Source organism: Paractinoplanes polyasparticus, assembly GCF_019710575.1.
In the GTDB taxonomy this organism is placed as follows: Bacteria; Actinomycetota; Actinomycetes; order Mycobacteriales; family Micromonosporaceae; genus Actinoplanes; species Actinoplanes polyasparticus.
Genome location: NZ_JAHWFK010000001.1, coordinates 206,036 through 222,537, shown reverse-complemented (window position 1 = coordinate 222,537; position 16,502 = coordinate 206,036). Strand labels below are relative to the sequence as shown.

General features: G+C 71.5%; 14 protein-coding genes, 2 pseudogenes and 1 riboswitch. Of the genes and pseudogenes, 5 read left to right on the top strand and 11 right to left on the bottom strand.

Annotated features, from left to right (window positions below; translation table 11 throughout):
* Positions 1-9 precede the first annotated feature (9 nt).
* On the bottom strand, positions 10-2,034 hold the full coding sequence (locus KXC43_RS01070) for an MMPL family transporter (protein ID WP_221373942.1): 2,025 nt from the start codon (positions 2,032-2,034) through the stop codon (positions 10-12).
* A 142-nt stretch (positions 2,035-2,176) separates the two neighbouring features.
* Here KXC43_RS01070 and KXC43_RS52530 point away from each other — a divergent pair, with 142 nt between their 5' ends.
* Both KXC43_RS52530 and KXC43_RS01060 read left to right on the top strand, forming a co-directional pair.
* Complete coding sequence (locus KXC43_RS52530) at positions 2,177-3,349, top strand: sensor histidine kinase (protein WP_221373941.1); 1,173 nt, start codon at positions 2,177-2,179, stop codon at positions 3,347-3,349.
* Complete coding sequence (locus KXC43_RS01060) at positions 3,346-4,059, top strand: response regulator (protein ID WP_221373940.1); 714 nt, start codon at positions 3,346-3,348, stop codon at positions 4,057-4,059. The genes KXC43_RS52530 and KXC43_RS01060 overlap by 4 nt, the downstream gene beginning before the upstream one ends.
* A gap of 165 nt (positions 4,060-4,224) precedes the next feature.
* Here the strand turns inward: KXC43_RS01060 and KXC43_RS01055 are convergent, their stop codons facing one another.
* From KXC43_RS01055 to KXC43_RS01030, 8 genes and pseudogenes are all read right to left on the bottom strand, one after another.
* Complete coding sequence (locus KXC43_RS01055; protein WP_221373939.1) at positions 4,225-5,361, bottom strand: FG-GAP repeat domain-containing protein; 1,137 nt, start codon at positions 5,359-5,361, stop codon at positions 4,225-4,227.
* A gap of 223 nt (positions 5,362-5,584) precedes the next feature.
* Positions 5,585-6,217, bottom strand: coding sequence for an ATP-binding cassette domain-containing protein (locus KXC43_RS01050; RefSeq protein ID WP_221373938.1), 633 nt, complete (start codon positions 6,215-6,217; stop codon positions 5,585-5,587).
* A gap of 204 nt (positions 6,218-6,421) precedes the next feature.
* Positions 6,422-7,060, bottom strand: coding sequence for an ATP-binding cassette domain-containing protein (locus KXC43_RS01045; protein WP_221373937.1), 639 nt, complete (start codon positions 7,058-7,060; stop codon positions 6,422-6,424).
* Positions 7,061-7,138: 78 nt separating this feature from the next.
* A pseudogene (locus KXC43_RS53190) lies at positions 7,139-7,534 on the bottom strand (rhamnogalacturonan lyase family protein); the annotation flags it as partial.
* Positions 7,534-8,025, bottom strand: a complete 492-nt coding sequence (locus KXC43_RS53185) for a rhamnogalacturonan lyase family protein (protein WP_369076943.1) — start codon at positions 8,023-8,025, stop codon at positions 7,534-7,536. The pseudogene KXC43_RS53190 and the gene KXC43_RS53185, both read right to left, overlap by 1 nt.
* Positions 7,985-8,686, bottom strand: a pseudogene (locus KXC43_RS53180) (rhamnogalacturonan lyase family protein); the annotation flags it as partial. The pseudogene KXC43_RS53180 and the gene KXC43_RS53185, both read right to left, overlap by 41 nt.
* Positions 8,631-8,969, bottom strand: a complete 339-nt coding sequence (locus tag KXC43_RS01035; protein ID WP_221373935.1) for a hypothetical protein — start codon at positions 8,967-8,969, stop codon at positions 8,631-8,633. The pseudogene KXC43_RS53180 and the gene KXC43_RS01035, both read right to left, overlap by 56 nt.
* Positions 8,912-10,342 (bottom strand): PepSY-associated TM helix domain-containing protein, encoded by a 1,431-nt coding sequence (locus KXC43_RS01030; protein ID WP_221373934.1) that lies wholly within the window; start codon positions 10,340-10,342, stop codon positions 8,912-8,914. Before KXC43_RS01030 ends, KXC43_RS01035 begins: the two co-directional genes overlap by 58 nt.
* Positions 10,343-10,630: 288 nt before the next feature.
* Between KXC43_RS01030 and KXC43_RS01025 the strand changes: the two genes are divergently transcribed.
* Complete coding sequence (locus KXC43_RS01025; RefSeq protein WP_221373933.1) at positions 10,631-11,296, top strand: DNA-3-methyladenine glycosylase family protein; 666 nt, start codon at positions 10,631-10,633, stop codon at positions 11,294-11,296.
* Positions 11,297-11,319: 23 nt separating this feature from the next.
* Here KXC43_RS01025 and KXC43_RS01020 read toward each other — a convergent pair whose 3' ends face one another.
* Both KXC43_RS01020 and KXC43_RS01015 read right to left on the bottom strand, forming a co-directional pair.
* Positions 11,320-12,081, bottom strand: a complete 762-nt coding sequence (locus KXC43_RS01020) for a sulfite exporter TauE/SafE family protein (RefSeq protein ID WP_221373932.1) — start codon at positions 12,079-12,081, stop codon at positions 11,320-11,322.
* A 3-nt stretch (positions 12,082-12,084) separates the two neighbouring features.
* On the bottom strand, positions 12,085-12,591 hold the full coding sequence (locus tag KXC43_RS01015) for an NUDIX hydrolase (protein ID WP_221373931.1): 507 nt from the start codon (positions 12,589-12,591) through the stop codon (positions 12,085-12,087).
* A 96-nt stretch (positions 12,592-12,687) separates the two neighbouring features.
* A riboswitch (cobalamin riboswitch) is annotated at positions 12,688-12,901 on the top strand.
* A 116-nt stretch (positions 12,902-13,017) separates the two neighbouring features.
* Here KXC43_RS01015 and KXC43_RS01010 point away from each other — a divergent pair.
* Together KXC43_RS01010 and KXC43_RS01005 are read left to right on the top strand one after the other, a co-directional pair.
* Positions 13,018-15,444 carry a ribonucleoside-diphosphate reductase subunit alpha gene (locus KXC43_RS01010; RefSeq protein ID WP_221373930.1) on the top strand — a complete coding sequence of 809 codons (2,427 nt, stop codon included), beginning with the start codon at positions 13,018-13,020 and terminating at the stop codon, positions 15,442-15,444.
* A 59-nt stretch (positions 15,445-15,503) separates the two neighbouring features.
* Complete coding sequence (locus tag KXC43_RS01005; RefSeq protein ID WP_255643406.1) at positions 15,504-16,481, top strand: ribonucleotide-diphosphate reductase subunit beta; 978 nt, start codon at positions 15,504-15,506, stop codon at positions 16,479-16,481.
* Positions 16,482-16,502: the final 21 nt, after the last annotated feature.

Sequence of the window (16,502 nt, the reverse complement as noted above, 5' to 3'; positions counted from 1 at the left end):
CGACAGGTCTCAGCCGTGCTCCAGAGCCGGGCGGGGCAGGCGACGGGCCAGGCCGGCGGGGAGCCACCAGGCGCGGGCGCCGAACAGGTGCATGGCGGCCGGGAGCAGCAGGCAGCGAATGACAACGGCGTCGATGAGGACCGCGGTGGCCAGGCCCAGCCCGAACTGTTGCAGCATGCGATCGGGCGAGAGCAGGAAGGCGCCGAAGACGACGACCATGATGGCGGCCGCGGCGGTGACCACGCGAGCCGTCGTGGCCAGGCCCTCGCGGACGGCGGTGGCCGCGTCCCGGCTGCGCTCCCACTCCTCGTGCATGCGGGCCAGCAGGAAGACCTCGTAGTCCATGGACAGGCCGAAGACGATGGCGAAGATCATGACCGGCACGTACGCCTCGATCGGGCCGGGCGGCACCCCGAAGGCGCCGCGCTGGAAGACCAGCACCACGATGCCCATGGCCGCGCCGACGCTGAGCAGATTGAGCACCGCGGCCTTGAGCGGGATCAGCAACGACCGGAACAGGATCAGCAGCAACAGGGCCGACAGGCCGACCACGACGGCCACGAACACCGGCAGGCGCTCGGACAGGGCGGCCGAGACGTCGACGACAGCCGCGGTCGGGCCGCCGATCAGGGCGGCGCCGCCGAGCGACTCCCGCAGCGTGGCGACCAGGTCGGATGTCGCCTCGTCCTGGGGCGCCGACGCCGGAATGGCGATCAGCGTGGCGACGTCACTCCCCGGCGCCCGCATCGGCGCCGTCACCGACGCGACGCCGGGTGTACCCGCGACCGTCCGCCGGACGGACTGCGCCTGGGGATCGGCGCCCGGCACCACGATCACGAGCGGACCGTTGACGCCCGGCCCGAAGCCTTGCGCCAGCAGGTCGTAGGCCCGGGTGCTGGTCTTGCCCGGGTCGTCGGTCCCGGCGTCGGCGAAGCCCAGCCGCATGTCCAGCACGGGAACCGTCAGGGCGGCCAGCGCGAGGAACGGCAGCACGACGGCAGGCCAGGGCCGTCGGGCCACCGCGTCGCTCCAGCGGCGCCACCACTGTCCCTCCGTGCGGCGACGCCGGGTCGCAGTGCGTTCCAGCCGGGCGCCGAAGAGCCCGAGCAGGGCGGGCAGGAGCACCAGGGCGGCCAGCATCGTCACCAGCACCGTGACGGCCAGGGCGACCGCCACGCCCTGCAGCGCCCCCAGACCCAGCAGGACGAGGCCGAGCAGGGCGATGATGACGGTCGTGCCGGCGAAGAAGACCGTCCGTCCGGCCGTGTCCAGCGCGGTCCGCGCCGCCGTCGCCCGGTCGGCGCCGGCGGCCAGCTCGCCGCGGAACCGCGAGAAGATGAGCAGCGCGTAGTCGATGCCGACCCCGAGCCCGACCAGAACCAGCAGCGGCGTGGTGAAGTCGGCGACCGTGGCGACGTGGGAGGCGAGCGTGACCAGCCCGATGGCGGTGCCGACGGCGAACAGCGCGATGATGATCGGCAGGCCGGCGGCGAGCAGCGACCCGAACAGCAGGACGAGGATCACCAGCGCGGCCAGCAGCCCGGCGCCCTCGGCGGCGCCGCCCTCGGCCTCCTCGGCGGCCCGCGCGGCCTCGCCGCCGACCTCGACGGTACGGCCGGGGCTTCCTGCCGCGCGGGCAGTGTCGATGACGCGGCGGGTGGCCTCGACGGGCATGGACTCGGCCGGGACGTCCAGCGTGACCGTCACGTACGCGATGGCGCCGTCACGGGACACGGTCGGCTCCGTGACACCCGTGACGTGTGGAAGACCGCTCACCCCGGCCGGCGTCCCGAGGTCGGCGAGGCCGGCGGGGTCGCGGTACACGATCTGCAGGGTGCCGCCGGCGCGGTTGGGCGCCCGCTCGGCCAGCAGGTCCTGCGCCCGCTGGGACTCCGCGCCGGGCAGCGTGAAGTCGTTGCGGAAGTCGCTGCCGGCGAGGCGGGCGCCGGTGGTGACCCCGGCCAGGATCAGCACCCACAGCAGCAGCGCCGTCCAGCGGTGCCGGTCGGACCAGCCGGCCAGTCGTACGAACATCAGTTCCTCCCCGAAGGTGGCCACAGCAACGCCGAAGTGACGCTAGGCGGGCCGGTGACCGCGGCGAATCGCTCCGTGGTGGGGTTCCCGCGTACCCCCTCGGGGGGATCCGGCGCGCCGCCGGCCCTCGTACGCTGGCCGGGTGAGGGTCAGGACTGGGGCACGCGGCCGGGCCGTGGCCGACGCCGCCGTGGCGGTCGCCGCCGGCGTCTTCACGATCGGGATGCTGCGCCAGGGCGGCCTGGGCGCGGCCGAACCGGGCTATCGCGAGCTCGATGCCCTCGGTGTCGTGCTGGCCGTGGCGTCGGTGTCGCCGCTTCTTCTCGCGCGCCGGTTCCCGGGGGTCGCCTGGGCTGTGGTCGCGGCCGGCACGCTGGCACTGCTCGTGTTCGACTACGGGCTCGACGTGCCGCCCGGCGCGCTGATCGCGACCTACCTGCTGGCCGAGGCGGTGGGCGGTGAGCGGCGGCGAAGACTCGCGGCGGCCGTCGCGGTGGCGGCCTTCGTGCCGGCGGCCATGACGGTGATGGTCCTCGAACGCCAGCCGTTGCTGAGCATGTCGTCCGGACTGTTCGCCTGGGTGGCCATGTTCGCGCTGGTCTGGATCGCCGGCGACCGCAGCCACCTGCGCCGCCAGCGCATCGCCGAACTCGAGGAGCACGCCCGGCTGCGCGAGCAGGACATGGCGGCGCAGCGCCGCCTGGCCGCGAGCGAGGAGCGCACCCGGATCGCCCGCGAGCTGCACGACTCGGCCGGACACGCGATCAACGTGATCCTGGTGCAGGCCGGCGCGGCCCGGCTCCTGCACCGGCGGGACGCCGACCGATCGCTGCGTGCCATCGAGACGATCGAGGAAGTCGCGCACGGCACGGTCGCCGACATCGACCGTCTCGTCCGGGCCCTGCGCGAGGGGGACGAGCCGGCCGGTCCGGCGCCGGCCGACACGGTCGCACTGGAGGAGCTGGTCGACCGGCACCGGGCGAGCGGCCTGGACGTCTCGGCGACCTTCCACGGCGCCCGGCGGGGCCTGCCCAGCGGCGTGGCGTGGGCGGCCTACCGCATCCTGCAGGAGGCGTTGACCAACGCCGCCCGGCACGGCTCGGGCACGGCCGACGTCCGGATGTCGTACGGGCCGGCCGCCGTCGACATCGAGGTGAGCAATCCGGTCGGCGTGCGGCGACGGTCCGGGGGCGGCCTCGGGATCGTGGGCATGCGGGAACGGGCTGCCCTGCTGGACGGCACGCTGGAGGCGGCAACCGGTGAGGCGGGCACGTTCCGGCTGAGCGCCCGGTTGCCGTACGCGGCGGCGACATGACGACGGTCCTGATCGTCGACGACGACGACCTCATGCGGGCCGGGTTGCGGGCCGTGCTCTCCAGCGACGACAGCATCACGGTGGTCGGCGAGGCAGCCGACGGTCACGAGGCGGTGGCGCTGGCCCGCGAGTTCGTGCCGCAGGTCGTGCTCATGGACGTCCGGATGCCGCACCGCGACGGCATCGCCGCCACCGCCGAGCTGAGTGAGGCCGTCCCCGCGGCGCGGGTGCTGATGCTCACCACCTTCGAGGACGACGACTACGTCTTCGGCGCGCTGGCCGCGGGGGCGTCCGGCTTCATGCTCAAGCGCACCCGCCCCGAGCGGCTGATCGAGGCCGTGCACACGATTGCCGCCGGCGAGTCGCTGCTGTCCCCGTCGGTGACCCGCACGGTCATCGACCGGATTGCCGCCGCCGCGCCCCCGGACCCGGCCGTCGCCCGGCGCCTGCGCAGCCTCACCGCCCGCGAACGGGACGTCCTCGAGCTGGTCGCGCGGGGCCTCTCGAACGCCGAAGTCGCCGCGTCCCTGTTCGTCGAGGAGTCCACGGTCAAGACCCACATGAAACGCCTGCTCGGCAAGCTCGGCCTGCGGGACCGCGTCCAGGCCGTCATCGTCGCCTACGAGTCCGGCCTGCTCAGACCAGGGGCAGCCGGACCCGCACCGTCGACGGGCCGCGGGAGGCCCAGTCGTGGTACGGGCGAAGCGTGAACGACGCCTTCTCGAAGCGTGGGTCGGGGCGCTCGGAGGTGTACGGCCAGGCGTCGCCGGCGGGCGGGCGTCCCCGTACGCCGGCAGCAGCCGCCAGGCGAGCATGACCGACCCGGCACCGGCGCAGGTCTCCGAGTACGCACGATCGGGCCGGTGCCCTGAGGGTCAGCGCTGCTGCAGGATGGCGAGCTTGGTGTAGGCGACGCTGAGGATGTCGGGCTGGCCGTCGCCGGTGACGTCGCCGACGGCCAGGGCGTCGGGCTGGTTGCCGACGCCGTCGACCGGGTTGGTCGTGTAGGCGCCGAGGCGGCCGGTGGACAGCTGGAGGTAGACGCTCGCGGCCAGCCAGTTGAAGTGGGCGGCGACCAGGTCGGCCCGACCGTCGCCGGTCAGGTCGCCGATGGCCAGGCCGGCCGGGCTGTCGTAGGCCGGGTGGACCGTGGGGGTCGTGCTCAAGCCGCCGGTCTGCTGGGCGAACACGTTGATGGCAGCGTCCGGCTGGTTCTCCGTCACGCTCAACACGAGGTCGGCCTTCTTGTCCCCGGTGACATCGCCGACCGCCGCGGCCATACCTTGATACCCCGAGCCTTGATAGCCGGTGGCCGCCGCGTACGAGCCGTTGGCCTGGCGCGAACGAACCCACGCGCCGCTGCCGTACGACTGCGCCACGTCGAGCCGGCCGTCGGCGTTGAAGTCGGCCACGAAGACCTGGTCGAACGGGGTGACGTCGGGGACCGGGGCGCTGAGCGTCACCGAAGCCGGGAACGCCTTGGCCGTGGTCTGGTGGTGTACGCGGATCCTCCCGATGCCCGCGCTGACAACGAGATCGCGGCGGCCGTCGGCGTTGAGGTCGGCGATCGCGACGTCCTCGGCTGTGCCGGCCGCCGCCAGGACGGGGGCGGTCAGCTTGCCGCTGCGCTGGTAGAAGACGTCGACGCCCTTCGAGGTCGACATGGCCACGTCGGTGCGGCCGTCGCTGTCGAGGTCGCCGGTGGCCAGGCGTACGTCGTGATATGTGCCGTGCCCGGCGAGGCGCGTGGGCGTGCCGTAGGTGCGGTCGGCCCGCTGCGCGAACACGAGCAGCGCGCTGGTCCGGGTGTTGTCGGCCGGCCCTAGTCCGGCCAGGATGTCGGGCCGGCCGTCACCGGTCACGTCCGCCACCGCGACCGCGTTGGTCTCCGTCGACCCGGTGCTCAGGTAGCGCACCGGCAGAAAGGTTCCGCTGCTCGCCGCCGAGGCGGGCCCCGGCGTCAGCGCGACGATCAGCCCCACCGCGGCGAGGCAGGCCACACCAGTCTTCACCCGAATCCCCGTTCCCTGGTCCACCATGGACGCGCACCTGTTCCTGGCGGGCGGGAGCGCCAAACGCCGAGCTCATCGCGGCGTCCCGCCGGTTGTCCGCGAGAGGCGGCACCCTCAGCGACACGGGCGCCAGGTCAGCCGTCAGGCGTTGCCGGAATCGTTCTCTCGACCGTGGATCTCTCGGTTGGGAGCGCGGCCATCGCCGGAACGTTCGGTGATCGAATCAGTGCACGGCCGCCGCGATCGGCTCGGCCCGCGTGATCCGCTCGTACTCGGCGTCGTGCCGGCTCAGCGTGATGACCCGCCCGTTCGCGAGCACGACGATTCGATCGGCGAAGGGCCCCGGGCGGTCCGTGGCCGCCAGCACGGTGATGGCCGTGCCGGCCAGGTTCTCGAGGATCCCGGGGTCGATGCCGGGGGCGTCCAGCACCAGCAGGCGGGGCCGGCGCAGGACGGCCCGCGCGATGCCGACCTGAAGCCGGTGCCCGGCCGGGTCGTCCGCCGGGGCGAGAGCGGCGATCCGCAGGGCCTCGGCGAGGTCCGCTTCGTCGCCGGTCGCGCCCAGGGTGACGTTCTCCCGCAGCGACCCGGCGGTCACGAACGGGCGAGAAGTGACGACAGCCACGCTCGATGCCAGCACATCCTCGCCGAGCCGGCGCACGTCGACGCCGTCGAAACGCACGAAGCCCTCGGCCGGCGCGAGTCCGGCTGCCAGGTCGAGCAGCGTGGTCGCATCCGAGCCCACCACAGCGGTCAGCGTCCCCGGCTCCAGCACCAGGCTCGCGCCGCCGAGGATCCTGCGGCCCGCCCGGACGACGCCGGCCTCACGTATCTCCACCCGCACCAAGTGGATCATCCCCCACCCAAATTCCTCATTCACCTATCAAACTAGTAGGTCTTTGGGTGCGTGTCCATCCGCCGGCACCGCACCGCGGCACATGTCCGTGTGGCCCGGCTGTGGTGGCGGCGCGGCTTGTCGGTCGGCATCGGTGGCGCCGTCCGGTTGCCGCCGCGGCTGGCGACTTCGGGATGGGCGAGTGTCCCTGGGCTGCGAAGTCGGTCAGCCGGCCCGGACTTCTTCCTCCAGGCGGCCTGAGCGCAGCGGCAGCAGGGTGTCAGCCAGGTCGATGATGCGCTGGTCGTGGGTGGCCACCAGCACCAGCGTGCCGTTGGCCACGGCAGTCGTCAGCGCGGAGAGGACCAGCGCCACGTGTTCGTCGTCCTGGTGGGCGGTGGGCTCGTCGAGCAGGGCCACGGCCGGGCTCAGCACGAAGGTGCGAGCCAGAGCTGTGCGTTGCTGCTCGCCCAGGGATGTGTCGTGCGCGGGGCGGTTGGCCAGGGCGTCGAGGCCCAGGCGGGCCAGCAGCTCGGGGTCGGGGGTGCGGCCGCGCAGGCGGGCCGGCAGGTGGGCGTTCTCGGCGACCGTCAGCTCGGGGGCCAGGGCCGGCCGTTGGGGGAGCAGGGACACCTGCGCCCAGTCGTGCACCGAGGTGGCGGGCTTGCCGTCGACCGTGACCTCGCCCCGGGACGGCGCCATGATGCCGGCGACCAGGTGCAGCAGGGTTGATTTGCCCGACCCGGAGCGGCCCGCCAGCACGGCCAGCCGGGCCGGGGGCAGGGCCAGGCTGACCTCGCTGACCACGGCGGTCGCGCCGCGCAGGTGGGTCACCGCCTTCAGTCTGACGAGGTCTGTGGTCACCCACCCATCCTGCCCGACCGGGCGCGCCGGCACCCGCCCCCACCCGGCGCGCGTTTCGGGTGCGGGTGACGTTCGTGGTCAGCGGAGCGGCACGCGGCTCCAGTCGGTGTCGGAGGCCAGGTAGAAGCCGGGGTACGACGGCTGGTTGTAGGTGGTCTGCTGGCGGGCCACCTCGACGCGGTACTGAGGGTCGTCCATCAGGGTGTAGAGCTTGTGCCCGGTCAGTTCGGTGCTGAGGTGTACGCGGATGGCCGAGCTGTCGGCGGTGCGCAGCAGCAGCTCCTCACGCCAGTCGCCGAGGATGTCGGCGATCAGGCCGGCATTGCCCTTGGTGCCGTTGTTCGTCCGGGTGCCCACGGCGGTCAGCAGCGTGCCCCGGCGCCAGTCGTCGATGGTGGCTGCGCCGTACACGACCTCCTGCCGGCCGTCGCCGTCGACGTCGGCCGCGCTGAGCGAGTGGAAGCCCTGCGTGGTCAGCTTTCCGTACACGGGGTGGGTGCCGTCGCGGCCGTGCGGCTGTCGTTGAACGGGTTCGTCATGGGCACCCAGCCGCTGTCGACATACCAGTTCTCGACCAGATGGCGGCCGTTCCACCGGTACGCGACCAGCGTCGACCGGGTGTAGTAGCCGCGCGCGAACACGGCCGACGGGTGGCGCCCGTCGAGGTAGGCGACGCCCGCGAGGAAGCGGTCGACCCGGTTGGCCGGTTCGATCCGAGGCATCGCGTAGTCGCCCCAGCGAAGACCGTCGTCGTCGCGGCCGGGCTTGTAGCGCACCGTCTCCAGCTCGCGGCCGGTGGCGCCCTCGAACACGGTCAGATACTCGGGTCCGTCGACGGGCCCAGCCGAGGAACATCGCGACGAGGTGGTCGTAGTAGCCGGCCGCGCTGAGCCGGTAGTCGTCGGTGTTGCGGTAGCCGCGGGCCAGATCGGGCTTCGGCAGGGTGATGTGGCGACTCTGTCCATGGCGGATCGTCCGGGTGCCGGGCGCGGTCTTCATCAGGATCTCGGCCCGGCCGTCACCGTCGAAGTCGTGCACCAGGAACTGCGTGTAGTGGGCCCCGGCCCGGATGTTCACGCCGAGGTCGATCCGGTGCCGCAGGGTCCCGTCGAGCTCGTACGTGTCGACGTACACCGGCCCCGTGTAACCGACCTGGGAAACGTCCCTGGAGTTCGACGGATCCCACTTCACGACGTACTCGTTCTGCCCGTCGCCGTCCACGTCGCCCACGCTCATGTCGTTGGCCGAATACGTGTACGCCTCCCCGGCCGGCGTCACGCCGTCGGCCGGCTTGCGCAACGGCAGGTCGAAGTAGTTCGTGGCACTGGTCGCGGTGGGGTCGCTGCGCCTCCCGCCGACGGCTGCCACCTGGTAGCGGGAGGTCGTGCTGCCGCCCGCGTCCAGATAGTTGGTGCTGTCGGTGACGGTGGCGATCCGCCTGCCGTCCCGGAACACGTGGAAGTTCGTGCCGGTCAGTCCGGCGTTGTGGCAGCCAGAATCGATCGCACGGCAAGCCCTCCAGGCTGATGGATGTCCCGAGGTAAGCGCTTGCCTGAGTGTGCATCGATGGCTATGGATGGTCGATGGGCTGACGGCGGTGCATCGAATCGGACGCTGACAGGACAACAGGGGCCCGCCGCCGCAGCGATGCGACGGCGGGCAGCAGCGGGTCGGCGGCCGGCAGCGGATGGGCGCCCAGCAGCGAGGCGGGCGGCCGGCAGGGGGACGGTGGGGCGGCGGCCAGCAGGGAGTCAATGGGCGGCAGCGAGTCGGTGGGCCGGCAGCGGCGGGGTGGCGGCCGGCCGCCGGTCAGTAGGGCGACCGCGGGGTGGTGGGCGGAGGGCTGCGGCGTCAGCTTCCGGCGGGCGGCGGCGACACCGGGACCGAGGAGCCGGGGCGGGAGCGCCAAGCGCCCACGGCCATGTCGGCCAGCAGGAACGCCGCGAGGGGAATGCCGAACATCGGCACCACCCAGCCGAGGGCGATCACGGCCGGCACGCCGACGGCGATGGCCCACGGCGGCAGTTTCTGCCAGGCGCCGCGCTCGACCGGGGGAGCGCCCACCAGCGCGCGGCGGCCCGTGCGCGTCGGGCGGCGCTGCCACCACATGCGGTAGCCCCAGACGATGACGGTGAGGAGCCCGATTGCCAGCAGGGCCAGCAGAATCTGGTTGAAGACACCGAACAGCATGCCCATGTGGGCGCTCGTACCGAGGCTGGTCAGCTTGGCCAGCACGGGATAGTCGGCGAAGTCGCTGCGGTCGACCACGGTGCTGCTCGCGGCGTCGACGGCGATGCTGTCCTTGCGTACGGGGAACTCGGAGTCGTTCTGGGCCACCGTCCAGGCCGTAGCGGCATCGGCGGGCACGCTCAGCTCGATCGGCCCGTCGAGGCCGTTGTCGCGGGCGACCTCGACCACCGAGTCGACGGTGGCCGGGTCGAACGCCACGGCACCCGAGGCGCCGCCGTGGTGGTCGCCGCTGGGCGCGTCGACGCCGGTGGTGAGCGACGGCGTGCGCGAGTCGAGCGCGTCCAGGGCCGCGCTGAAGTTCTCGCCCGCGTAGCGCGACCAGGTCAGTCCGGTGGCGGCGAGGAACAACAGGCCAACGGTCAGCCACACGCCAGTGGCGGCGTGGAAGCTGCGGGTACGGCGAACGCCCTTGCGGGCCGAAAGGTCAGGGGCGAGAAGCTTCTTCGCCGTACGGTTGCCGCGCTGCCGCCGCCACCAGAGCGCCAGCCCGCCGAGCGCGATGATCGCCAGCCAGCTGGCCGCGAACTCGGAGTAGTGCCGGCCGAGGTCGCCCAGCTGCAGGTTGCGATGGAAGTCGTCGAACCACGTCTTCAGCGGCGTGTAGGTGAACCAGGTGGTGAGCTGCCCCTTCACCTCGGCCGTGTACGGGTCGACGTAGACCGTGTGCTGCCGGTCGTCGGTCAGCGACTCCACATTGAAGTCGACCTGCGTCGTGCCGTCCCCCTCGCCGGGCCGGATCGTCGCGATCTCGCCGTCGGGGTGGGCCTGCCGGGCCGCCGCCACCTGCTCGGCCAGCGGGCGCGGCGTGCCGTCGGTGCTCGCGACGGTCAGCTCGTTGCTGTAGACGAGGCTGTCGAGCTGCGGCGTCAGCGTGTAGGCGAGCCCGGTGAGGGCAGCCACGAACAGGAACGGCGCCACGAAGATGCCCGCGTAGAAGTGCAGGCGTAACAGCAGCGCACCGAAGCCGCTGGATTTCCGTTCCGGCCGGGGGGCGGGCGCGGGCTTGACCTGAGTTTCGGGGACGGCGGACATGGGCTCCTCGTTCCGGGGGTCCACGACGACATGGGGATGGTGCCGTAGGTGTGGTCGTCCCCCGGCCCGAGATAGTTCCCAGCGATTCCTCAGTTGTCGCGCACGGTCATGAAGGGGGCCGCTCGAAGGTGATGACCGGGCGGCCCGCGAAGGCGCGGAGGGCGCCGCGTCCGGCCCCGGCATCGACCAGGTGGCGCCCCGCCCTGGTCGAGACCCCCGTTCCCGTGCGCCGAGGACGCAGGCGCCCACGGTCGGGCACGCTGCGAGACCGAGAGGTACGGTTCGGGCGTGGTGTCTTCGCGGGATCCGGCGAGCTATGCCGACGGCACGCCGTGGGACGCCGCCGACCGGCACTTGGCGGCGGCCGATCCCGTTCTGCGCACCCTGATCCGGCGGATGGGCCCGGTCTCCCTGTTCGAGGGCGGGAGCGACCTGTTCGGCTCGCTCATCCTGGCGATCGTCAGTCAGCAGTTCTCGACCCGCGCGGCGCGAGTGATGTACGACCGCATCCTCGGCCAGTTCGGCGGCCGGGTGCCGTCGGCGGCTGCGGTGCTCGCCGCCGACCCGGACGAGTTGCGGGTCGCGGCGGGCCTGTCGCACGCCAAGACCCGAGCCGTCCGGGCACTGGCCGGGCACATCGAGTCGGGCGCGCTCGACCTCGCCGCCCTGCCGGCCCTGAGCGACGAGGAAGTGCGCGGGCGGCTGACCGCGGTGGCCGGCATCGGCGACTGGACGGCCGGGGTGTTCCTGCTGTTCACGCTGCGCCGGCCCGACGTGCTGCTCGCCAACGACCTGGGCATTCGCAAGGCCGTGCGCGACCAGTACGGCCTCGCCGCCCTTTCCGCGGCAGCCGAGGTGACGCGGCTCGGTGAATCTTGGCGCCCCTACCGGACCCGTGCCTGCGTGTACCTCTGGCGCAGCCTCGAAACAGCCCCCATTCCGGTCGCCGGCTGACCCGGCGCTCCCGGACGGCAGAGTTACGAAATGAGGTAGAAGACGGCGAGCGCGGCGGCGAGAATGCCGAGCAGCAGGCGCAGGGCGGTCTCGGGAATGTGGGGTTGCAGGCGTGCGCCGAGGAAGCCGCCGGTCAGCCCGCCCGCACCGCAGACCAGCCCGAGCGTCCATTGTGGGGCGACGTCACCGTTCGTGGTCAGGGCCAGCAGGCCGTAGGTGAGGGCGCCGGCCACCGAGGTCACGAAGGTGGCGGCCAGCGCCGCGGGGGCGATGCGGGTCATGGGCGTACCCCGTCCGGCCAGCACCGGGCCGAGCAGGGAACCGCCGCCGATGCCGTAGACGCCGCCGACCGTGCCCGCGGCCAGGCCCAGGCCGATGATCGTGCGCGGCGCCGGCGGTGGACGGTCGGGCGCCTTCGGCCGCAGCGCCCGCACGGTGAGCCACAGCCCGAGCGGCAGCAGCACCAGCCCGGCGATGACGCGGAACGCGCCCGGGCCGGGCACGACGAAGACGCGTACGCAGGCGCCCAGCACCACCCCCGGCAGCGTGCCCACCAGGAGCAGGCGGACCAGCGTCCCCGTGAATTGGCCGTTGTGCCGGTAGCGCAGCAACGCGCCCGGGCCGGACACCACGTTGAACAGCAGGTTGGTCGGCGTCACGGCCGGGTTCGGCACATGCAGCAGGCTGAGCTGCACGGGCAGCAGGAAGACGGCGCCCGAGACCCCGACCGGGGTGGTGACGAGGGCGATCAGAAATCCGGCGGCGAACCCGCCCAGCAGATCCACGCCTCACAGGCCGAGGGTGATCGGGGCGGCGGGTATCCCGGACGTGAGCAGGCCGGTCAGCGGCGTGGCGAGGTCACGCGGCGAGAACAGGTCAGGTCCGGTGTAATCGATGATCTCGGAGAGTTGCCACCACCGGAAGGCGTCGAGGTGTTCGTCGGCGGCGAGCTGGTCGTCGGTGAACTCGCCTCGAGGCTCGAAGTGGGTCGCGCGGACGAGGAAGTAGTCGTTGACGATGCCGTCGAGGCCGGGCGGGTGATCCGCGCCCACGATCACCTGATGCCAGACGTGCGGCGGATCGACGGTGGTGACCAGGCCGGTCTCCTCTCGCAGCTCACGGCGCAGCGCGGACGGCCCGTCCTCGCCCGGTTCCACGCCGCCACCCGGAGCGGCCCAGACGGCGTGTGCTCCGTTCGGGACCGCCGGATGGGGAGGGACGAACCGGCACAGCAGGACGCGGTCGTCGTCGTCGAGGATGATCGCGCGGGCGGCGGTTCGGAGGTTCAGCGGCATGGCGGATTCCCGGGCATGATCGACACGAGACGCAGGGTAACGGGTGACACGCCCGGCACACCATGTGGTGTTGTGCGTGGGGGCCGTCGTCCATATATGGTGACTCCCGCAGCTGGTTCGATCATCGCCGGGCGGTGATCGAGGCAAGAGGGAACCCGGTGGAAATCCGGGACTGCCCCGCAGCGGTGAGTGGGAACGACCGCCGTCACACAGCACTGGGCGTCTTGAACGACGCCTGGGAAGCGACGGCCAGTAGGCCTGGTGCAGTGCGCCCACGAGTCCGAAGACCTGCCAGCGCACCGTACGCCACTGTGGCGTGCGGTGGACGAAGGCCGCGCGGGACGGCCGACGCCATTCGTACGGCCGCATCAGGCCGTCGGCGTCCCCTGCGTGCCTTCACCACGGGTGCAAGGGGGGAACGCGAGAATGACGGTCACGCAGGACACGACCGCGGTGCCGGAGCAACGGCGGCACGGCATGCAGGTGCGCAAGCGCAACGGCGACCTGGAGACGGTCGACGTCAACAAGATCGTCAAGGCCGTCGAGCGGTGGGTGGCCGACCTCGACGAGGTGGACCCGCTGCGGGTGGCGACCAAGACGATCAGCGGGCTCTACGACGGCGCGACGACCGCCGAGCTCGACAAGCTGTCCATCCAGACGTCGGCCGAGCTGATCGGCGAGGAGCCGCAGTACTCGAAGCTGGCCGCGCGGCTGCTCGCGGCGTACGTCGACAAGGAGGTCCGCCTCCAGGGCGTGCACAGTTTCAGTCAATCGATCAGAAACGCGCACTCGCTGGGGCTGATCGGCGACGAAACGGCCGGCTTCGTCGAGCGAAACGCGCGAAAGCTGGACGACGCGATCGACGTGGACGGCGACCTGCGGTTCGAGTACTTCGGGCTGCGTACGGTGGCCGACCGCTACCTGCTGCGCCACCCCCAGGAGCGCACGGTGGTCGAGACCCCGCAGTACTTCCTGCTGCGGGTGGCGTGCGGGCTGTCCGAGACGCCGTCCGAGGCCATCGGGTTCTACCGGCTGATGTCGTCGCTGGCGTATCTGCCCAGCTCGCCGACGCTGTTCAACTCGGGCACCCGGCACACCCAGATGTCGTCGTGCTTCCTCGTCGACTCGCCGCGCGACGAGCTCGACTCCATCTACGAGCGCTACCACCAGGTCGCGAAGCTGTCCAAGTTCTCGGGTGGCATCGGCATCGCCTGGTCGCGCGTCCGGGGTCGTGGCGCGCTCATCCGGGGCACGAACGGCAGGTCCAACGGCATCGTCCCGTTCCTCAAGACCCTCGACGCGGGTGTCGCCGCGGTCAACCAGGGCGGCCGGCGCAAGGGCGCGGCCTGCGTCTATCTCGAGCCGTGGCACCCGGACGTCGAGGAGTTCCTGGAGCTGCGCGACAACACCGGCGAGGAGTCGCGCCGCACCCACAACCTGAATCTGGCCAACTGGATCCCGGACGAGTTCATGCGCCGGGTCGAGGCCGACCGCGAGTGGTCGCTGATCGACCCGTCCGACGCGCCCGAGCTGCCCGACCTGTTCGGCGAGGCCTTCGACGAGGCCTACCGGGCGGCCGAGAAGAAGGCGGTCAAGAAGGTCAAGGCCCGCGACCTGTACGGGCGGATGATGCGCACACTCGCGCAGACCGGCAACGGCTGGATGACGTTCAAGGACCGCTCGAACGCGCTGTCCAACCAGACCGGCGCCCCGGGCAACACCATTCACCTGTCCAACCTGTGCACCGAGATCCTCGAGGTGAACAGCGACGACGAGACGGCGGTGTGCAACCTCGGCTCGATCAACCTCGGCACCCACGTGACCGGCGGCGGCGTCGACTGGGAGAAGCTGCGCGCCACGGTGCGGACCGCGGTGGTGTTCCTGGACCGGGTCATCGACATCAACTACTACCCGTCCGAGCAGGCCGCGACGTCGAACCCGCGCTGGCGGCCGATCGGGCTCGGGCTGATGGGGCTGCAGGACGCCTTCTTCAAGCTGCGCCTTCCGTTCGACTCGGCCCAGGCCCGGGAGCTGTCCACGCGCGTACAAGAAGAGATCTTTCTGACCGCGCTGGAAGTGTCGGCCGACCTGGCCGAGCAGTTCGGACCGCACCCGGCCTTCGCCGAGACCCGCGCCGCGGGCGGCCACCTGCACCCGGACCTGTGGGGAGCGACGCCTGCGCAGACCGAACGGTGGACGAACGTGCGCGAACGCGCACGAACGAGCGGTCTGCGCAACTCGCTGCTGGTGGCGATCGCGCCGACGGCCACCATCGCCTCGATCGCCGGGTGTTACGAGTGCATCGAGCCGCAGGTGTCCAACCTTTTCAAGCGCGAGACCATGTCGGGCGAGTTCCTGCAGATCAACACCTATCTCGTCCGGGAGTTGAAGGCCCGCGGCCTGTGGACGGCGTCGATCCGGGAGCAGATCAAGCGGGCCGAGGGTTCCGTCCAGGGCATCGCCGAACTGCCGGCCGAGGTGCGCGAACTGTTTCGTACGGCGTGGGAGCTGCCGCAGAAGGCCCTGATCGAGCTGGCCGCCGCGCGGGCGCCCTACATCGATCAGTCGCAGTCGCTCAACCTGTTCCTGAGCGCGCCGACCATCGGCAAGCTCTCCTCGATGTACCTGTACGCCTGGAAAGCCGGCCTGAAGACCAGCTATTACCTGCGCTCGCGGCCCGCGACACGCATCCAGCAGGCCACGGTGGCGGTTGCTCCGGCCACCAGGACCCCGGTCGTCACTGCTCCGGCCGCCATCGCTCCGGCCGCCATCGCTCCGGTCTCGGCAATGTCGGACGAGGAAGCCCTGGCCTGTTCCCTGGAAAACCCCGAGTCATGTGAGGCCTGCCAGTGACCACCGTCCCCGCTCCCCGCGCCGGAGCCGGCCCCCGTCAGCTGCTGCTCGACCCGGGCATGGATCTGACGCTGCGGCCGATGCGCTATCCCCACTTCTTCGATCGGTTCAAGGACGCCATCAAGAACACCTGGACCGTCGAGGAGGTCGACCTGCACGGCGACCTCGCCGACCTGCAGCGCCTCTCACCCGCCGAACAACACCTGGTGTCGCGGCTGGTCGCCTTCTTCGCCACCGGTGACACGATCGTGGCCAACAACCTCGTGCTCAACCTGTATCAGCACGTCAACTCGCCCGAGGGCCGGCTCTATCTCTCGCGGCAGCTGTTCGAGGAGGCCGTGCACGTTCAGTTCTACCTGAACCTGCTCGACACCTACGTGCCCGATCTCGACGAGCGCGCCGAGGCGTTCGCGGCCGTCGAGAACATCCCGTCGATCGCCCGCAAGGCCGAGTTCTGTTACCAGTGGATCGACTCGATCTACGAACTGCGCTCGCTGCAGTCGAAGGCGGACCGCCGCGCGTTCCTGCTCAACGTGATCTGCTTCGCCGCGTGCATCGAGGGCCTGTTCTTCTACGGCGCTTTCGCGTACGTGTATTTCCTCCGCTCCCGCGGCCTGCTGAACGGCTTGGCCTCCGGCACCAACTGGGTCTTCCGCGACGAGAGCATGCACATGGCGTTCGCGTTCGACGTGGTCGACCAGGTCCGGCAGGAGGAGCCGGATCTCTTCGACGCCGAGATGGAGCAGCAGGTCCGCGACATGCTGTCCGAGGCTGTCGAATGCGAGGTGCAGTTCGCCGAGGACCTGCTCACCCAGGGCGTCTCGGGCATGTCACTGGCCGACATGCGGGAGTACCTGCAACACGTCGCCGACCGCCGCCTGTCGGCGCTGGGCATCGAGCCGATGTACGGCAGCAAGAACCCGTTCGCCTTCATGGAGCTGCAGGACGTGCAGGAGCTCTCGAACTTCTTCGAGCGCCGTGTCTCGGCCTACCAGGTCGGTGTGACGGGCTCGGTCTCCTTCGACGACGAATTCTGAGCGACCGATGCCGATCCGCTC

Coding starts and splice junctions, on each gene's coding strand:
- KXC43_RS01070 (WP_221373942.1), bottom strand. CDS start 2,034: ATGTTCGTACGACTGGCCGGCTGGTCCGACCGGCACCGCTGGACGGCG.
- KXC43_RS01060 (WP_221373940.1), top strand. CDS start 3,346: ATGACGACGGTCCTGATCGTCGACGACGACGACCTCATGCGGGCCGGG.
- KXC43_RS01050 (WP_221373938.1), bottom strand. CDS start 6,217: ATGATCCACTTGGTGCGGGTGGAGATACGTGAGGCCGGCGTCGTCCGG.
- KXC43_RS53185 (WP_369076943.1), bottom strand. CDS start 8,025: ATGGACAGAGTCGCCACATCACCCTGCCGAAGCCCGATCTGGCCCGCG.
- KXC43_RS01030 (WP_221373934.1), bottom strand. CDS start 10,342: ATGTCCGCCGTCCCCGAAACTCAGGTCAAGCCCGCGCCCGCCCCCCGG.
- KXC43_RS01015 (WP_221373931.1), bottom strand. CDS start 12,591: ATGCCGCTGAACCTCCGAACCGCCGCCCGCGCGATCATCCTCGACGAC.
- KXC43_RS01010 (WP_221373930.1), top strand. CDS start 13,018: ATGACGGTCACGCAGGACACGACCGCGGTGCCGGAGCAACGGCGGCAC.
- KXC43_RS01005 (WP_255643406.1), top strand. CDS start 15,504: ATGGATCTGACGCTGCGGCCGATGCGCTATCCCCACTTCTTCGATCGG.